This window comes from Psychrobacillus sp. L4 (genome assembly GCF_042944905.1).
Lineage (GTDB): Bacteria > Bacillota > Bacilli > Bacillales_A > Planococcaceae > Psychrobacillus.
In genome coordinates this window covers 269,393-286,493 of the sequence record NZ_CP168496.1, presented here as the reverse complement: position 1 = coordinate 286,493, position 17,101 = coordinate 269,393, and the positions used below count along the sequence as shown (strand labels likewise).

General features: G+C 35.5%; 14 protein-coding genes and 1 riboswitch. Of the genes, 3 read left to right on the top strand and 11 right to left on the bottom strand.

Annotation, left to right across the window (positions count from 1 at the left end; all coding sequences use genetic code 11):
- Positions 1–378: 378 nt before the first annotated feature.
- The 4 genes from queE to queF form a co-directional block, all read right to left on the bottom strand.
- Complete coding sequence (gene queE, locus ACEPXG_RS01435) at positions 379–1,107, bottom strand: 7-carboxy-7-deazaguanine synthase QueE (RefSeq protein WP_391206675.1); 729 nt, start codon at positions 1,105–1,107, stop codon at positions 379–381.
- Positions 1,100–1,573, bottom strand: coding sequence for a 6-carboxytetrahydropterin synthase QueD (queD, locus tag ACEPXG_RS01430; protein WP_391206672.1), 474 nt, complete (start codon positions 1,571–1,573; stop codon positions 1,100–1,102). Before queD ends, queE begins: the two co-directional genes overlap by 8 nt.
- 3 nt (positions 1,574–1,576) lie before the next feature.
- On the bottom strand, positions 1,577–2,236 hold the full coding sequence (gene queC, locus ACEPXG_RS01425; protein ID WP_391206670.1) for a 7-cyano-7-deazaguanine synthase QueC: 660 nt from the start codon (positions 2,234–2,236) through the stop codon (positions 1,577–1,579).
- Positions 2,237–2,356: 120 nt separating this feature from the next.
- Positions 2,357–2,857: a preQ(1) synthase gene (queF, locus tag ACEPXG_RS01420; RefSeq protein WP_391206667.1), complete on the bottom strand. Its 501-nt coding sequence runs from the start codon at positions 2,855–2,857 to the stop codon at positions 2,357–2,359.
- A gap of 127 nt (positions 2,858–2,984) precedes the next feature.
- Positions 2,985–3,031, bottom strand: a riboswitch (PreQ1 riboswitch).
- 770 nt (positions 3,032–3,801) lie between these two features.
- Between queF and ACEPXG_RS01415 the strand changes: the two genes are divergently transcribed.
- Positions 3,802–4,746 carry a diguanylate cyclase domain-containing protein gene (locus ACEPXG_RS01415; protein WP_391206664.1) on the top strand — a complete coding sequence of 315 codons (945 nt, stop codon included), beginning with the start codon at positions 3,802–3,804 and terminating at the stop codon, positions 4,744–4,746.
- A gap of 321 nt (positions 4,747–5,067) precedes the next feature.
- Here ACEPXG_RS01415 and ACEPXG_RS01410 read toward each other — a convergent pair whose 3' ends face one another.
- From ACEPXG_RS01410 to ACEPXG_RS01390, 5 genes are all read right to left on the bottom strand, one after another.
- Positions 5,068–6,741 carry an SWIM zinc finger family protein gene (locus tag ACEPXG_RS01410; protein WP_391206661.1) on the bottom strand — a complete coding sequence of 558 codons (1,674 nt, stop codon included), beginning with the start codon at positions 6,739–6,741 and terminating at the stop codon, positions 5,068–5,070.
- Between the two features lie 542 nt (positions 6,742–7,283).
- Positions 7,284–8,579, bottom strand: a complete 1,296-nt coding sequence (locus ACEPXG_RS01405; RefSeq protein ID WP_391206659.1) for a plasmid pRiA4b ORF-3 family protein — start codon at positions 8,577–8,579, stop codon at positions 7,284–7,286.
- 114 nt (positions 8,580–8,693) lie between these two features.
- A complete protein-coding gene (locus ACEPXG_RS01400; RefSeq protein ID WP_391206657.1) occupies positions 8,694–8,942 on the bottom strand; it encodes a hypothetical protein in 249 nt (82 codons plus the stop codon).
- Positions 8,943–9,427: 485 nt separating this feature from the next.
- On the bottom strand, positions 9,428–10,840 hold the full coding sequence (locus ACEPXG_RS01395) for a M20 family metallopeptidase (protein ID WP_391206655.1): 1,413 nt from the start codon (positions 10,838–10,840) through the stop codon (positions 9,428–9,430).
- A gap of 67 nt (positions 10,841–10,907) precedes the next feature.
- Positions 10,908–12,335, bottom strand: a complete 1,428-nt coding sequence (locus tag ACEPXG_RS01390) for a YfcC family protein (RefSeq protein ID WP_391206652.1) — start codon at positions 12,333–12,335, stop codon at positions 10,908–10,910.
- A 296-nt stretch (positions 12,336–12,631) separates the two neighbouring features.
- Here ACEPXG_RS01390 and ACEPXG_RS01385 point away from each other — a divergent pair, with 296 nt between their 5' ends.
- A complete protein-coding gene (locus ACEPXG_RS01385; RefSeq protein ID WP_391206649.1) occupies positions 12,632–13,495 on the top strand; it encodes a LysR family transcriptional regulator in 864 nt (287 codons plus the stop codon).
- A 255-nt stretch (positions 13,496–13,750) separates the two neighbouring features.
- Here ACEPXG_RS01385 and ACEPXG_RS01380 read toward each other — a convergent pair whose 3' ends face one another.
- Positions 13,751–14,080 carry a hypothetical protein gene (locus tag ACEPXG_RS01380; RefSeq protein ID WP_391206646.1) on the bottom strand — a complete coding sequence of 110 codons (330 nt, stop codon included), beginning with the start codon at positions 14,078–14,080 and terminating at the stop codon, positions 13,751–13,753.
- 201 nt (positions 14,081–14,281) lie between these two features.
- Between ACEPXG_RS01380 and ACEPXG_RS01375 the strand changes: the two genes are divergently transcribed.
- On the top strand, positions 14,282–14,695 hold the full coding sequence (locus tag ACEPXG_RS01375) for a VOC family protein (RefSeq protein ID WP_391206643.1): 414 nt from the start codon (positions 14,282–14,284) through the stop codon (positions 14,693–14,695).
- A gap of 488 nt (positions 14,696–15,183) precedes the next feature.
- On the opposite strand, the gene ACEPXG_RS01370 is transcribed toward ACEPXG_RS01375, so the two are convergent.
- Positions 15,184–17,037, bottom strand: a complete 1,854-nt coding sequence (locus tag ACEPXG_RS01370) for a PD-(D/E)XK nuclease family protein (RefSeq protein ID WP_391206641.1) — start codon at positions 17,035–17,037, stop codon at positions 15,184–15,186.
- Positions 17,038–17,101: the final 64 nt, after the last annotated feature.

Genomic DNA, 17,101 nt, shown 5'->3' with positions numbered 1-17,101 from the left:
CTTGTGTCAGGTAGAGATATCTACTTATTCAATTTTATTCAACATCCCCTGCACTATCCCACTTAAATTTCTTCTAATCATTAGAAGCGTACAACATAATAACTATGCAAATAAATACTGAATATGTACTGCTCTCATCCACACTTGTTTTACTCGTAAGGTGTAAGTACTGTAAGTAAAAGCAACATATCAACATGTGGATAACTCCGGTAAATTATGATTAGCTAAATATATACACAACCTATCAACATCCTCTATGATCTAAATCTTATTATGAAAACTAAAAAAGACCATCCGATGCCTCAACATCAAACGGTCAAATAATAAATACTAGGTTTCCTCAGAGGAATTATTTAGTTACAGTTTTGTATATACCAACTAAACTCCTCTTTTGTTTCCCCAAACAAGGGTATGCAGCTGCGGCAGTACTTTGACATCTCGTAATTCCGCGTCTGCAATCACCTTGTCGATCAGTGTTTCGTACTTCTCCAATAAATGGCTGACAAGCTGCGGATTATCCGTCGTCGTGATATTATCATTACCGACCTGAAGATAAAAAGGAATCGTCGGGTATCGAAGGTGAACTTGCTTGGCATAAGCATAATCCTCTTGATTAAAAACAACTACTTTAAGGGATATATGCTGCTCGCTATTTCTATTTTTAAGTTTTCTGAGGATATCAGTGAGCACAGAAAAGTCCGTGGTCATTCCAGAACTAGGAGGCTTCGGTGAAATCGTCAATTCATCGATATCATACAGCCATTCCTGCCATTTGCTTCCCTGTGTCTCCACTCCGATCTTTATCTCGTTTTCTTTTAAAATAGCAATGAGTGCATCCAAATTTCGAAGGAGTGCCGGATTTCCACCTGAAATCGTAACAAATGAAAAACCACTGCCTCCAAGGCGTTTCAATTCAGACCAAATCTCTTCTGCTGTCATTTGGACAATAAGATGCTTGCCGCTGCCATCCCATGTAAAAGATGAATCACACCAGGAACAGGAATAGTCACAGCCTGCTGTCCGCACAAACATTGTCTTCTGGCCCACTACCATTCCCTCGCCTTGAATCGTCGGTCCAAAAATCTCCAGAACGGGTACCTTACTCAACTTCCATCCACTCCCGTCTCGCTTCAGCATAGCTTGTCGGAGTTTCATACAGTCTGATAAATTCTACACGCGCTCCATTATATCCTTGTTCCTCTAGCAAGGCTTCCACCAACTTTTCGTAGATCCAGACAACAATGTTCTCTGCCGTCGTATTCATTGGTGGAAGGGTTTCATTTAAATAACGATGATCCAAATGAATCTCTATTTTTTGTTTCCATATTTCTTTTATATCCCCAAAATCAATCATCAAGCCGCGTTCATCTGTGTATCCGCTTAATCCTAAAACGGCACGATACGTATGGCCATGCAGATTTTTACATTTCCCCTCATAGTTATGTAAATGATGGGCAGCATCAAAGGTAAATTCCTTGCTCACGAGAACACGCTTGGAATGATACTTTAATTGACTGCTTTGAATATCTTTATCTATTTTTTGGAGCTTATCGACAATTCTAAAATCAGACATGCCTTAGGACTCCGTCCTGAAGCTTAAATACTCATCAAGCCCTTTTTTACGCAGCTTACAAGCCGGGCACTCACCACAGCCATCTGCAATTACTCCGTTATAGCAGGTCAATGTTCTTTCGCGAACAAATTCAAGCGCCCCAAGCTGATCGGCAAGTTCCCATGTTTGTGCCTTGTTCAGCCACATTAGCGGCGTATCAATCACAAAGGTATCGTCCATAGATAAATTTAACGTCACGTTCAAGGATTTAACAAATATATCCCGACAATCAGGATATCCACTAAAATCCGTTTCACAAACTCCAGTCACGATATGCTTGGCTCCTACTTGGCTCGCTAAAACTCCAGCAAATGAAAGAAAGAGCAAATTTCGTCCAGGAACAAAAGTTGATGGCAACTCACCTTCTTCACCTTCTTCTACCTTTATGTCTTCTCTTGTTAAAGCGTTCGGTGCAAGCTGATTCAGAAGCGACATATCAAGAATATGATGCTTGATACCGAATTCCTTTGCTATCTCCTTCGCACATTCAATTTCAAGACTATGTCTTTGACCATAATCAAAAGTCACTGCCTCAACCTCTTTAAAACGTTCTTTCGCCCAAAATAAACAAGTCGTGCTGTCCTGACCTCCACTAAACACTATAATTGCTTTTTCCTGCTTCATCTGTAAAAACTCCCTTATACCGAGAAAGCAGCACCCTAAAAAGAATGCTGTTTTCTTCTTAGTTTTTTAAAGAGGGTAGCTAAAAACCTCTTCCCAAATATGAACTATTCAATTCTTCGTTTATCGATTATCTATTTTTTCTGGGTATAGATCATGGTTCATCAAACGATAATCTGCCATCTCTTCGTATTTGGTACCTGGTTTTCCATAGTTACACCATGGATCAATAGAGATTCCTCCACGTGGTGTGAATTTTCCCCAAACCTCTATGTACCTTGGATCAAGTAACTTAATTAAATCGTCCATGATGATGTTGACACAATCTTCATGAAAATCTCCATGATTTCTAAAACTGAATAAATATAATTTTAGTGATTTACTCTCTACAATTTTTTTATCCGGTATGTACGAAATATACATTGTTGCAAAATCAGGCTGTTGTGTAATTGGGCATAAACTAGTAAATTCTGGACAATTAAATTTCACGAAATAATCGCGATTAGAATGAAGACTATCTACCGACTCCAGTACCTCTGGTGCATAATTAAATGAATATTGTGTCCCTTGATTACCTAACAATGTTAAATCCTTTAAACCTTCTTCATGACTTCTTCCAGACATAAAAAAACCTCCTATTAAAAAGTTTCCCAACACTTTTCAAAAGAGGTATCTCCAAACATTCTATTGCAAACTTATAGGATAAAAACAAAAAAAGCCACGTCCAAATATGGACATGGCGAATAGTCATGTATCCATAGTTTTTTATAGAGGGTATGAGCTATGAACCTCTCCCGATTAAGTACGGGTACGTATTTATGATATAGAATACTGACAGAAACGTCAAATAGATATTTTTGAAAATGAAACCGTCTTCCCTTGTTTCCTTAATAGAATTCTCATCTCTGAAATAAGGGCACTGAAAAAATGTAATTCTAATAAATTTGCTAATAAATAGTTGCTCCAGTGCAAGCTCATCGCAGAAAACATTTGAGCTCCAACTAAAGGGTGGGCTATTTTTTATGGTTAAAAGTAGGTACTAAAATTACTTTCTATGTAAAAGATCCTGCAGGTAATGTCAGAAGTTCTAAAATTGATACAGTCGTTGACAAAACACCACCAGTTGCATCAAAATCAACAAAGTCACAGTAAGCACAAAAATAATTAAAGGCACAGCTGAATAAGCCGTAACTGGGAAAAATTTAAACTGTAAAAATATTTGATATATAAATATATTTGTAACTTATTCAACACCAGATGGTACTTGCCTCTTCTTTTGAACCATATGTTCATCCAATTCAGGTTTATCTTTCCCTACAATTCATCTACTTTTATAGAGTCTTTCGTTCTATTCGTTATGAAATTTTATTTACGTCGGGTGTTTGCCTTATACTAAAATACCTATTAACAAACCAGTAAAATAGTCTTACAATAAAGTAAATATAACGACAAATAGAATAGCAAGATAAACTGAAAGGAATTTCAGAAATATTATTTATTCCTAAAATCAATTATGTCCAAAAAAATAACCTCTTTGCAAAAACTTGGAAAAGAAAGGGATTTTTCTAGTGTTGAAAATTGTTATATTGCTAATGTTAGGACTTATAATAGTATGTTATAAAATAAACTCAGCGCGGATTAAGTTACAACAACAAGTTAAACATTTAAGTCCGATGTTACAAACAGTAGAGAATTCAAAGGATATCCTTTATTACTGTGAAGTAAAACCAAAGTTAAAGTATCGATATTTAAGCCCTGTAATAGAAAATTTTTTAGGTATTAATGCATTAGAAGAACATCTTAAAAATCCTGATTATTACTATGAAATAGTCCATCCAGATGATTATAATATGGCTACGGAAAAACTATCTGGTAAGACTGATTTTAGTAAACCTATAATAACTAGAATGAGAAATGACGAGGGTAAATACCTATGGTTTGAAGAATACGCTACCCCTATATACGAAAATGGTGAACTCATTGCTATACATGGGGTTCAAAAAAATATTGATGATAGGATTTTACTGCAACAACAGCTGGAATATAAGGTTACTCACGATGCATTAACAGATATTTATAATCGTGAACACTTTGAAAATCAGCTTCAGAAGTACAATGAGAAAGTAGATGTTTCAATAGCCATTATCATATGCGATCTAGACGAATTAAAGATAATAAATGATCATTATGGACATAGGGTTGGGGACAATTTAATAAAGGAATTCGCAAAATTATTAATGCAATGCGCTAGTGAAGAGGTTGAGGTTGCAAGAATAGGGGGAGATGAATTCGCACTTACACTGATTAATACAGACCCTCTACAAGTAGAAACGCTTTTGGTCGAAGTACAAAATAGAATAGATCATTTCAACGAAGCAACTGATACATTTAACATAAAAATGTCTAAAGGACATGCTTATCATTTTTCATCAATTGGTAAAATGGAGCAATTGTTTGTAGAAGCAGATAGCAAAATGTATAAGGAAAAAAATAATAAAGTGACTAGTAGATAAAAAACAAATTAAACAGATGCTAATCTACTAACTAAGTATCAGCATCTATTTCATTTTTCATTATTTGCTCTTAAGCTAGCTCTAAAATAAAATAACTTACACATAGTAGAATAATTAATACAAAAAATCCTTCTAAATTCCAAATGGGACTAAGAGACTTGGAATTATAGAATAGTAGATATCTCTACTTGTGGCAGGTAGAGATATCTACTTATTCATTTTTCTTCAGCATTCCCTTCAAGATTTCACCTAAAATTCCCCATAAACACTACAATTTAGTAACTATGCGAATAAATACTAAATAGGTACTGACTCGTTATACTAAACTCGTCTTTGAAGCTTCCCTAATTCATCCACAAAAGCACGTCGTTTTGGATAGGTTTGCAACAAGTCTATTATTAGTTGTTTTGCCTCAAGCTCGTAGCTTGCATCTTGCATCGTTTCAATTGTACGACAAACTTCCTGATAGCGCTTACGATCAGATGCCCGTGCTGCACTTGCGCGAATTATGTTGATAAAAAGCGAACATACTTCTTCGTAGTATTGCTCTTTAATGTAATGGTAATATTGCTCAATTAGTGCAGGGTATTCTTTGCAATAGTCAAGGATACGTTCTGTTTGTTGCTCCTCAACAATGAGTTTAGCGTAAAGCCGTGAACGGGCTTTTTTTAATGCATCCAATAGTTGTTCAAGTGCAGCCGGCCATTGTTGTGTTGTGTGAAGACTTTTGAATTCGCCGTAATAATTGTAGTCGCCCTCCCTCACTAACTGTAACGCCAACTCATACATTTCATCTTTACTATCTAATTCTTTATATGCTGTAAAAGTATAGTGTTTCCACTTGTTTACAATTCCAGGCGAGTCATGATCTAGCCGCTGCCCCTCTTGTGAGAGCTGTAATACTTTTGTATAATCATTTCGCTCAATGGCAGATAAAATGACTCGTTCACGCATACTCGCATCTTCTATATTTTGTTCTAAAAACTTTTCTACATCTTCCTTACTATATTTGGAGGCAATCAGTTTGAAATGTAAATCTTTTAGCTGTCTATTCATATATTCTGTACTCCAATTATCCCCTTTTCTCACAAGAGATTGAAGGAAGTCAACGTATTTCTTTTCAATCGTATCATCCTGGCATAAAGGAATACATGTCTGTATTAAAGGGATGCGGTATTCCGACCAGCCGTCTAATTCTGTATTTATCGCTTCTTGCATAATAAGCTCATACACCGTTTCGTACTGCTCCTTATCCCAAACATCCACTCCCTCCAAAATTGCTTGTTCCATAAACGCTAAACTTTCGTCTAATGAATAACCAAAATCTCCAGAAGAGTCGTCACTATGTTGAAAAGCTTCGAATGCATGATGAAAACAAAGAAGACTTAGTTGAACGGCTAGCAAATACTTATTGTTTTCGATGTGTTCACCGATCTGTTCATGTATCGTTTCAATTCCTTTTAACGCCTTAGATGTTTGATTCCACGGGATGAAGCTGCTGCGACGATCTTGAGCAATATCAATATGATGTAAAATGACCTGTTCTGCGGCTTTTAGTGAATCATCTGGTTTTATTAATAGCATTTCGAGCTCTTTCATAAAAGCAGGGTGATTTTTCCCTACTTTTGTAAGGAGTACTACTAATTGTTCTTTCGTTTGAGACTGCAATAATTGTTGAAACGTCGGCTTGTTTTTCTTTTTTAAAGGGGATGATAGCTGTATTTGGGCAGTTTGTTGTTGATCTCGAATTTCATACAAAACAGCAACGATATGCTTACAATCACCGTCGTACGGGCAATCACAATCTGCATACAAAATATCTCCGTTTGCATGTATACGCACATCGACAACGTATATAGACGTACCGTCGACCTCTGCCTGCCAATTATGGGCATCAATTTGGACGATATCCTCTACATGACCGTCTATATAATAATCGTACCCACGTTTTAAGATGGTTTTATGGAATTGATTTTCGAAAGTGTTGATATTCATAGAAGCACCTACTTTGTTGTGATATAAAGATAAGAATATCAGAAAGCGGGGAAAACGGGGACTTGTTATGATGAATTTTAGAGGAAGTAAAGTTGCAAGTATTGCATGTGTTTTAATAATCGTATTTGATTTCTGACAAAATAATCATATCCAATTATCGAATTTTAAAACTCCTTAGAAACTCTATGAGGATAATTATTCATCAAGTGTTCAAATGAAAGTAACTTATCTACATGTGGATAAGTTCGATATATTATGGTTGCGGAGATATTCACAACTTATTAACATTCTCTATAATCTTATTGCCATTAAAGATAGTAACACAAGGGTACCTTACACATACTTGAAAAACAAAGCTTAAATGTATACTAGAAGTAACATCTGAGTACGATAAAAAAGACCACATGATGTTCTAGCATTACGCGGCAAAATATAATAGACAGTTCCCTTAAGGGGATTGCCTATTAAACGGGTTTAACCCATCTGCGCAGTTAACTCAAGGATGGGTTATTTTTTATGGTTGAACAATACCGAAAGGATTATTACCAACTATATTGATCTGGCGAAGCCCCATGTTCTTTTCGAATTCTTGCTTCTTCCATTGTTTCCCCTTGCGTAATTTTTAATACTTGAACATCAAATTTCCACTCGTCTCCAAAATCAAATAAATAGAGAAATGATTGACCTTCGTATAAATTTAAATTGCCAATTTCAATTTCATTAACATATGGTCCATTAAAATCCATCGGGGCATTATAGCAATGCTCACTATATTCCTTATTGTCCATATAAAAAGCATACAAATGGTCATCATCAAAATCAAACGCCCTCTGAATTATTTTATGCAAATCTAGTAACGTGTGAAAGCTTGATAATTGAACCGTTCTCCAACAGGATGTATTTAGTTTCACTTTCAATAGATAAGTTCCTTCTAAAAAGGTATTCTTGGCTTTCCTTAATGTTGTCGTTAATTCTCCAATTGGAAATAATGGTTTTAATAATGTAAAAAGAGATTCGCTGTTTTGAGCACCCTCTTCAATCACTTCTTCTTCTTCTTCTTCTTCTATCTCAAAGGGAAGATTAAACAAACTTGCAAATATACCAAAACCTTGATTCGAATCTTCCACTTTATATGGATCCCACGTTTCAAGTAATGCTTCCAAAACTTCCTTGAAGAAAGGAGATAATGTGATCGTTTTGGCAATTGTGCTTTTTGCTCGTTTCGGTTCATTTGATTTTATATCATCGTTTTCAAATGTCCAAAGTCCAAAATAGCTGAAATAATAAAAGAACTGTCCATAGTCCCTAACAAAGTGTTCAATACTTTCAAATCTCTTTAATTCTAATACTTTATTAGCAGGAACTTTTTCTAATTCCTCCAATAAGAAATCAATATTCCTTGGGGCTCTACCCCATTTTTCTCCCTGTAACTCATTCCAATCTGCTTCCGTCCAAAAAGCCTCTAACAGGGATACATATTGTTCAACTGATGTTAGTTGCATAAATTGCGCTACTTGCTCATTTTGTATCATTGCAACCGCAACTGATGTAGAGCGATTTATCCTTAGGAGGTCAAGAGTGATGGAGAGATGGTAAAATAAATGAATCTTAGGATATCCAATTTGAATCATTTGTTTTGGATCTTCACTTTTATCATTTACCATTTGAGAATCAATAGCAAGCAAATCTTTTTTCGTGATATACCCTTTTACCTTTGTTAATTTTACTTCATGTGTCATCATATAATTTAAGTATTTTTTAAAATCCTCTGCAATAGAAGATGGGGACCCAGAAGTGAAAATAAGTTTACCCTCTTTATCCACACTTTGATTGTTCATTCTTTTCACTCTTCCTTTTACAATTAATAGTTCACTACATTTAGCCTAAGATGCCAGGAACCCAAAGAATTCAATAATCAGAAATGATTTGGTCCCTGGCATCAAACACTAATACTAAAGCCGTGCACCATATTCTTTTTTAATCCTTGATATTTTATAAATTTGATTGCTTACTGGCATCGCTTTAAAACGATTATAAAACATCGGGAGGACAAGACCAACATAATCATCTAAAAATTTATTTTCCATCCTTTCTTCTATTAGCACTCTATACTTTACCAAAGCACTTACAATCAGCTTTTCATTTGGTTCAGACATACTAATTGTCGCTATATGTTGGATCATTCGATTCTTAGACTGCAAAATCTTCTCCACTTTTTTTCATAGTCTTTTGTGTTTTTTACTTCTACTATCATATTTACTACCGTTATTACTTCAATCACTTGTAGTCCTCCATGCGTGAATAAAACCCCGGCGCTCTTTACTAATGGTAGCATATTACATCATTACTCTATTGTTAAAAGAGTGATTTTAGATTTCACCGTTCTAATTGGCGAAAATTTAGGGACAATGATCATGTCTAATAGGCGCTCATGAAGACGAAATCGACTCAATTTAGTTAAGGAGCTAGATTAAATAACCGTATCTTCTTGCGCCATATCCAATAAACACGGTGTGACATATCATATCTGAATTGATGATCAAGATTTGTTTTAGAACCTGGTACCCTGAACTAAAAATATAAACTACCTAGCGTTAGACATACATGGAAAACAAAAAAATACACCACTTATCATCAAGTGGTGTATCGATAATGCAATAGGATTTAGCAGTCTTTTTAAACTCTTTTATACTGTCTGAAGTTTATACTTTTTAACTTCAGGCGGAATGGGTGACACATAGTCTTCACCATTTCGTTGCTCGACTAATTCCAGCTTCGCTTGTTCAAGGATATTAGGGTTATGCAGGGCTTCAATTGCAGTTGCCGCCATGACTTTACCAGCATGAAGCATTCCTTTATGAGCAATTGAAGTTTTTCCAGTTGAAACAATCTGCCAAGTATGAAGCGGAGTTCCGACTGGTTCACACGCTACCAAACATTGTACGGTAGGGACAATCCAGCTCACATCTCCAACATCGGTTGTACCTGGCAACATCCCATTTGACGGGATAAATGGATCAATGACGTCCGCTAAATCTTTTCCTTCTAGTTCTTTATTGGCCTTAATATCTTCTCTTTTATCTGCTTCAGATAGAGTTGCTCGAATGGCTTTCGCAAATTGTATTTCTTTTTCATCATACTGAGGAACGCCTAAAGCAACAAAGTTATCATGCATGACTTTTTCTAATGTATTATTTGGCAATATATCAGCGGCGGCAGAAGCAAATTCTATTTCTAATTGTGTTCCGGTCATAAGTGCAGCGCCTCTTGCAACATCACAAATGCGTTGATAGATTTCTTCTGTTTGAGATACACGTGGTGCACGAATAAAATATAATACATCTGCCTTTTCTTGCACGACATTTGGTGAAAATCCGCCTGAATTGGTTATGGCGTAATGAACCCTTGCTTCAGGAATAATATGTTCCCGTAAATAGTTTACACCCACATTCATTAGTTCAACGGCATCCAGCGCACTTCGTCCAAGATATGGACTAGCAGCAGCATGAGCACTCTTTCCTCTGAATCTATAGGAGACTTCATAACAGGCAAGAGATGACATGGACCAAACGGCATTTCGAGACCATGGGTGCCAACATACGGCAAAATCTACATCATCAAATAGGCCCTCTCTTACCATAAAGGTTTTTCCGCTTCCTATTTCTTCTCCGGGACATCCGTAATATCGAACCGTTCCTTCTAGGTTGTTTTCTTCTAAGTAATAACGGATCGCAATTGCAGCTGCTAATGCACCTGTACCAAGTAAATTATGTCCACAGCCATGCCCATTGCCATTTGTTATTACTGGATTATACTCAGTTTCTCCACCAACTTGGCTTAGACCAGTCAAGGCATCAAATTCACCTAATATAGCAATAATCGGTTTACCTGTCCCAAAGCTGCCTATAAAGGCGGTATCGATATTTCCTACACCTTTTTCAACTGTAAAACCTTCTTCTTCTAAAGTTTTACATAATAATTCTGCTGATTGAAATTCTTCGAAGCCTGTTTCAGCATATTCCCAAATTTGATCACTCACAGAAATCAATTTTTGTCGTTTCTCTTCAATAATTTTTGATAGAGCATCACGATAATCCAATTCATTCACCTCATTAGAAAATTATTATTTATTTAACTTCATTCACAAGAAGTCTCTTACCTTTTATTTAAAATGGACCGTAATTAATAGCTTGAGCAATGATTAAAAAGATTACAACAACCACAACCTGAATAATAACATATGGCAATATCCATCTTGCCCATTTGGAATAAGGAATACCCATCATACCAAGAGCTGCGAGTAGCACGCCACCTGTTGGGATAATTAAATTGGAAACTCCAGCACCCATTACAGTAGCAAACGCAGCTGTTTGTCTCGTTACACCGACTAAATCTGCTAACGGTGCCATAATAGGCATAACTAAGGATGCATGTCCGCTTCCCGATGGAACAAGGAAATGGATGAAGAAATTGACAACCGCCATTCCTACGGCTGTAACGCTAGGCGGTAGGCCGTCAAGTAAACCAGAGGCAGTATGTAATATGGTGTCTAATAATTGGCCGGATTTAAGAACAACAAGGATTGTATTCGCAACACCAATAATCATGGCGCCTGGAATCATTTCAGAACAACCTTTTAAAAATGCATCTGTCATTTCATTTCCAGACAGTTTTCCAATAAGCGCCATAACAATGGCACCTAGTAAGAAAATACCTACGATTTCACTGATATACCATTCAAGACTAATAACACCATAGATAAGGGCAATAAAACAGCCTAAAAAGACGAAAAGAGAAATTGCATGTCTTTTACTCAACTTGTAGTTGTTATCAAACTTAACGCTTTCATTTCGGTTAAATCTCCCGTACTCGGCTAGTTCTGGATTTTTTTCTATCTTATTAACATGTCTTAAAATGTAGACAACGGACAAAATATAAAAAACAACGTAAAGTGCGATACGTAATCCAATTCCTGAGTACATAGGAAGTTCAGCTATTGTTTGAGCAACGCCAATTGTAAAAGGATTCGTAATTCCTGATGTAAATCCAGCGCCTAGCATCCCGAGAAAAACAATTGCAAGGCCTGTTAATGCATCAAAGCCTAATGCAATAGCCATCGGAGCAATGATTGCAATATAGACCAAGGAATCTTCAGCCGATCCAATGAGCGTACCAAGTAATGAAAAAAGTAACACCATAACCGGAATAATCAATTTTTTTCTTGCACCAAATTTTTGCACAGTAAATCGAATTAAAGCATCAATGGATCCTGTAGCTTGCATAATCCCAAGTGCACCGCCAAATAGTAAAACAAATAGGATAATCGGAGCGCCGTTCACCATACCTTGGTGAAAAGAATTAAACATGTCTAGTAATCCTACAGGCGTTTTTTCTACGAATTCAAATTTTGTGGGGTCAATGATGGTTCTACCATTTTCCTCATGTCTCTCGTATTGGCCAGCAGGTATTACATAGGTTAACAAAGTAATCACGGCAATGATTAAAAACATCAGAACATAGGCACTTAACCCGCCTTTTTTCTTTTTTTTCTTTTCAGTGCTTTCTTCTATCTTTAATGGTTTGGCAGTACTCAAACTTAACACTCCTTTATAGTTAATGTAAAAAGCAACTTGTCCTACTATGAATGAACTCATTAAACAATCTGAGTTGTAATCATCCTTTCAACCAAATTAAATTTAGGAAATATTTAAACTTGTCAACGCTTTCATTTTAACCTAATTATTGATTACTGATATTCCAATAAGGAATATTCAGTATTACTGTTTTAAATATTCTGGTTAATAATTCTATTAAAATAATTCAATTATTGCTATATAATTATTTTATCTAATATATAGTTTTAGAAATAAACAGGAAAGGTTGTTACTTAATGGAGATTCGACACCTTCAGACATTCCAAATCGTAGTAGAAGAACAAAATCTAATACAAGCAGCTATGCGTCTCAATTACTCGCAACCTACTGTTACAAAACATATACAACAGTTGGAAGATGAGATTGGCTTACCTCTTTTTGAGAAAATGGACAATCGAAAAAAGTTAACTAAATCTGGTGAAATTCTATATGAGCATGCAAAAAATATTTTAAATGAACTGTTTACTCTACAAAGGAAAATGGAGGAATCTAAAGGAGAAAAACAAATTATTCGCGTTTGTGGATTAGATGAGTTTTGTGACCGCTATTTCCTTCCGCAAATAGTAAATTTTCGAAAAAAGAACCAAAATGTTTTGATAGAGGTTCATTCTATCAATAGTAGTGATGATGCACTGAAAAAAGTAATTCATAATGAGGTGGATTTTGCTATTATTCATGGAAGACCTTTAAACTCCGATATTTCCTATCAATGCATTGAATATGTCGACTTGGTGCTGTTCGCTTCGAGAGAAGTGGCTAATGACACTTCTAAAATAGAAGAATACCTAGCAAAATTTCCTGTTTTGGTTGATCTTAGGGCTCCTTTTGTTAAATTTGAGTTATTAAAAAATGGAACACATTTTCCAAATATTATTCACTGTAATAGTGATGAAGCGATTAAAAATGGTGTTCTTAACCATCCATATCTTGGGGTCGTAGGGACAGGCAGAATTAAAAAAGAAATCGAATCAGGAACTGTCACTATTTTGGAAACATATTCTTCAAACGTTCCAGTCAAACTCATTGCACTAACAAAAAACCTAAGTAACCCGATTTTTCAAGACTTTTATACTTTGATTAGTAAAGCATATTGTTCGTGAGACAAACAACTAGATAACAAAACCCGTGAATTGAAGCCTGATAACGGATGACCCAGAATTTATGTGAGGGTAATAAAAAATTGATGTTCTTATTAGTTTTAATTGTTCCTAAACAAGAATAGGCAAATTTTCGTTCAATTTTGAACGAAAGTTGCCTATTCTTTTGCATATTTTTCTCTTTTTCTTTCAGAGTGTTGGAATCCGTTTGAGATTAACTGAAAAGATTGCTTTGGTTCCTGGCATCAAACACTAATATTAACGACGTGCACCATATTCTTTCTTTATCCTTGATATTTTATAAATTTGATTGCTTACGGGCATTGCTTTAAAGCGATTATAAAACATCGGGAGGACGAGACCCACATAATCATCTAAAAATTTGTTTTCCATCCTTTCTTCTATTAGTACTCTATACTTCACCAAAGCACTTACAATCAGCTTTTCATTTGGTTCAGACATACTAATTGTCTCTATATGTTGGATCATTCGTGTCTTAGACCGCAAAATCTTTTCTACTTTTTTTTCATAGTCTTTCGTATTTTTTACTTCCACTAGCATATTTACTACCGTTATTACTTCAATCATTTGTAATCCTCCATGCGCAAATGCCTGATCTCGTACTCATGGTAGCATATCATTTTAAGGTACCAGGTTCTAATATAATTCGAAATTGTTTTAGAACCTGGTGCCCTACACTTCTACCGCTCACATATTATTAGTTTTTAAAATAGTGTGTTAAAATATTCATTATTGTTAATATACTCAAATAATAAAGGAGAAATAACCATGCCAAAACAGTTTTGGATTAACTTGCCGGTAAAAGACATCAATAAATCAAAAGAGTTTTATAGCAAGGTTGGATTTTTGGTTAATGAGCAACATGGCATTAGCGGTCAAGCGCAATTAATCATCGGAGATAATAATGCTACTGTTATGCTTTTTCCAGAATCTACATTCAAAAGCTTTACCAATCATGAAATTGTTGATACAAAGCGAGCTACGGAAGTACTGCTATCCGTTGATGTTGACAGCAGAGAAGAAGTTGATGAAATTGCTAAGAATGCAGTAGAGGCTGGGGGTACAATATATGGAGAACCTTCAGAAAGTCAAGGATGGATGTACGGCTGCGGTTTTACTGATTTGGATGGTCATAGGTGGAATGTGTTGTATATGGATATGAGCAAAATGCCGAAGGGCTGAGATGGATTATAAGCTAACAGGTGTGTTTGCGTTCCAGGAGGGTTGCTGCGGCAATCTTTTTTCTTATTATACTCCCTGGAAGTCTATTGGAAGAATTAATTAATAAAAGATAAGCTCAGAGCCATAAACTCTGAGCTTTTTTACATTGGAAATATAGGGATGGTTCTCTTGTTCCCTTTTACGATTTGCGTGCATGTTGGGGACGGTTTTTAAAATCTTTTTCAATGTCTTTTTTCCAAATTCAATATATTTTTTCACTTTACGAAATCATGCGACAACTTCACTCTGTACTTGGAAGTTTAGCTGGGTTCCTTCTGCGTCAGCGTGGTATTCTACGGCATCATTGAAAGGCACCCTATTTTCACAGCTCACATTACCTTAACTTAGTGTAAGCGCGTCTTTCCGCATACAAAGAACATGTGGATTTAAAAAAAATGAACATAATCTCACCTTGTCTCCATTCCTAGTACTTTTTTAATATCCCGTATTCATTCTGATTCTTTTATATCATCTATAACTTTATTGATTTTATTTAAAAATTGTGTGAATTGAGGTGATTGATAGAGTTGCTCCATTGCAGTGAAAACTTGATCAGCATTATCAGGATTTTGAACTAGCATAGAATTTGAATAAATGCGGGTATATTTCCTGCCTTCTTCATATCCCATAGCTCGTATAAAGATTCCTTCTAATGCTAACCTTTCCAATACTTTAACACGATATAGATGCTCTATAGGTCCTACCTCCACAATGAGGCGGATAGATGAATTTTTACTTCTAAACCAAGCAATAAAAGGGGCTTGCAACCAGTAATCCCGGGGCACTTTATAAGCTTCAGGTAGTTCTCTCCATGAAGATTGTATAAAATTCGGGACACTTCTGTGAGCATAGTATGAATGTTCTTCAAAATTTGAATGAGATACTAGCTGAAGAAATGCTCGTTGAATTACAGTCTGATTATTAGATGTCTCGGTCATTGAATCACCTGAAATAGGCTCAATGATCATTGGAGAATCCTGTTTGCTTAAACTAATTGCTTCTCGGATATACTCTATTAATGTTAGATAATCTGGATTTCCCAATAACTTTTTCATGCATAACGCGATATTATTTTTATCATTCCAAGATTCCGGTGTTTCAAAAGACGTGTATATCCGAGAGAATTTTGCTCCTTCTTCTAAAGCACGTTCTTTAATAGCGATACCTTTAAATGCAAGTGCATTTAATAGTCTCTTCCTCTTATCATAATGTAAGGGGCCGACTTCTATTGTTAATTTTAAACGGTCATCTTTTCTCTCAAACCATCCAATAAGCCCTTGGTTTAGCCACCAATTTTCACGTAAATCATCACGTCCGTATGCGCCGTTCCATTGATTCTCTACAAAGTTAGGAAGTTTAAAATGTGGATTAAATTGTTCACTGGCCCACTCTTTCTCTTGAGCAACTAATAAAAAGGCTTCTTTAAGTAAGCTGTCTCCTACTTTTACAATAAAATCAATTGTTTCTTTATTCTCTAGATAGATTTGCTGAATTAATTCTTTACTTTCAGTATTTTGTAATTCCATTGCAAGTGAAGTGTCTACTACTTGATGTCGAATATATGCGTTTCCTGAAGCATACAACAGGTCTACCGCATCTTTGTGATTTCGATAGACAATCAGCCCATTATCCACCATCTCTTCATTTTGAATAAGCTGATTCTCTAAAATGTCTACATAATAAATGAGAAAAGAACGGATATCTGCCTGCATATAGTCTGCTTTCATATCGAGATAGTTCTTTAAAACAGACAAAATATCTTCATATCCAAGCATTAAATAATCTTCATGAGTAGGTTCATCATTTTGAAGCGTTAAATATATTGGAATAATTTGATATCCAAAATAAGTCTCTCTCACATCGTTGATATAAGCTTCTAGTTGACCTTCTGATTCAGTAGACCAATACTTATTCTCAATAATCATCGCTACTTTATGATGATTCGAAACTACCACTATGTCGATTCTTTTCCCTTTCCTCGTCAAATATTCTTTTTGAACTGTCAAATCAAAAAACTCTTTACGGGATAGTTCGAGCACATCATAATTAGAAATCTTATCCTCATCTTCAAAATTAGCAGGGTTCACAAACGTCTTTGCAAGAATTTTATTGATAAAAAATGACCCTAAATCATGATTTCCTTTCGGATCTAAAAGCCATGCTAGTACATTGGAATGTCGGATTTCATAATTATCTACTTGTAAAACTTTGAACGGGTTAAATCGATTAAAATGATTATGTAAATTAGAAAACTCCTTCGAATCTTCCATTAAGGACAATAACTGTTGTTGATAGTCAGGCAAAATATCTCACTCTTTCTGTTTTCTATTAAAATTCATAGTCTGATGTTAACAATATTCTTGAATA

Coding starts and splice junctions, on each gene's coding strand:
- queD (WP_391206672.1), bottom strand. CDS start 1,573: ATGTCTGATTTTAGAATTGTCGATAAGCTCCAAAAAATAGATAAAGAT.
- queC (WP_391206670.1), bottom strand. CDS start 2,236: ATGAAGCAGGAAAAAGCAATTATAGTGTTTAGTGGAGGTCAGGACAGC.
- queF (WP_391206667.1), bottom strand. CDS start 2,857: ATGTCTGGAAGAAGTCATGAAGAAGGTTTAAAGGATTTAACATTGTTA.
- ACEPXG_RS01410 (WP_391206661.1), bottom strand. CDS start 6,741: ATGAATATCAACACTTTCGAAAATCAATTCCATAAAACCATCTTAAAA.
- ACEPXG_RS01405 (WP_391206659.1), bottom strand. CDS start 8,579: ATGAACAATCAAAGTGTGGATAAAGAGGGTAAACTTATTTTCACTTCT.
- ACEPXG_RS01385 (WP_391206649.1), top strand. CDS start 12,632: ATGGAGATTCGACACCTTCAGACATTCCAAATCGTAGTAGAAGAACAA.
- ACEPXG_RS01380 (WP_391206646.1), bottom strand. CDS start 14,080: ATGATTGAAGTAATAACGGTAGTAAATATGCTAGTGGAAGTAAAAAAT.
- ACEPXG_RS01375 (WP_391206643.1), top strand. CDS start 14,282: ATGCCAAAACAGTTTTGGATTAACTTGCCGGTAAAAGACATCAATAAA.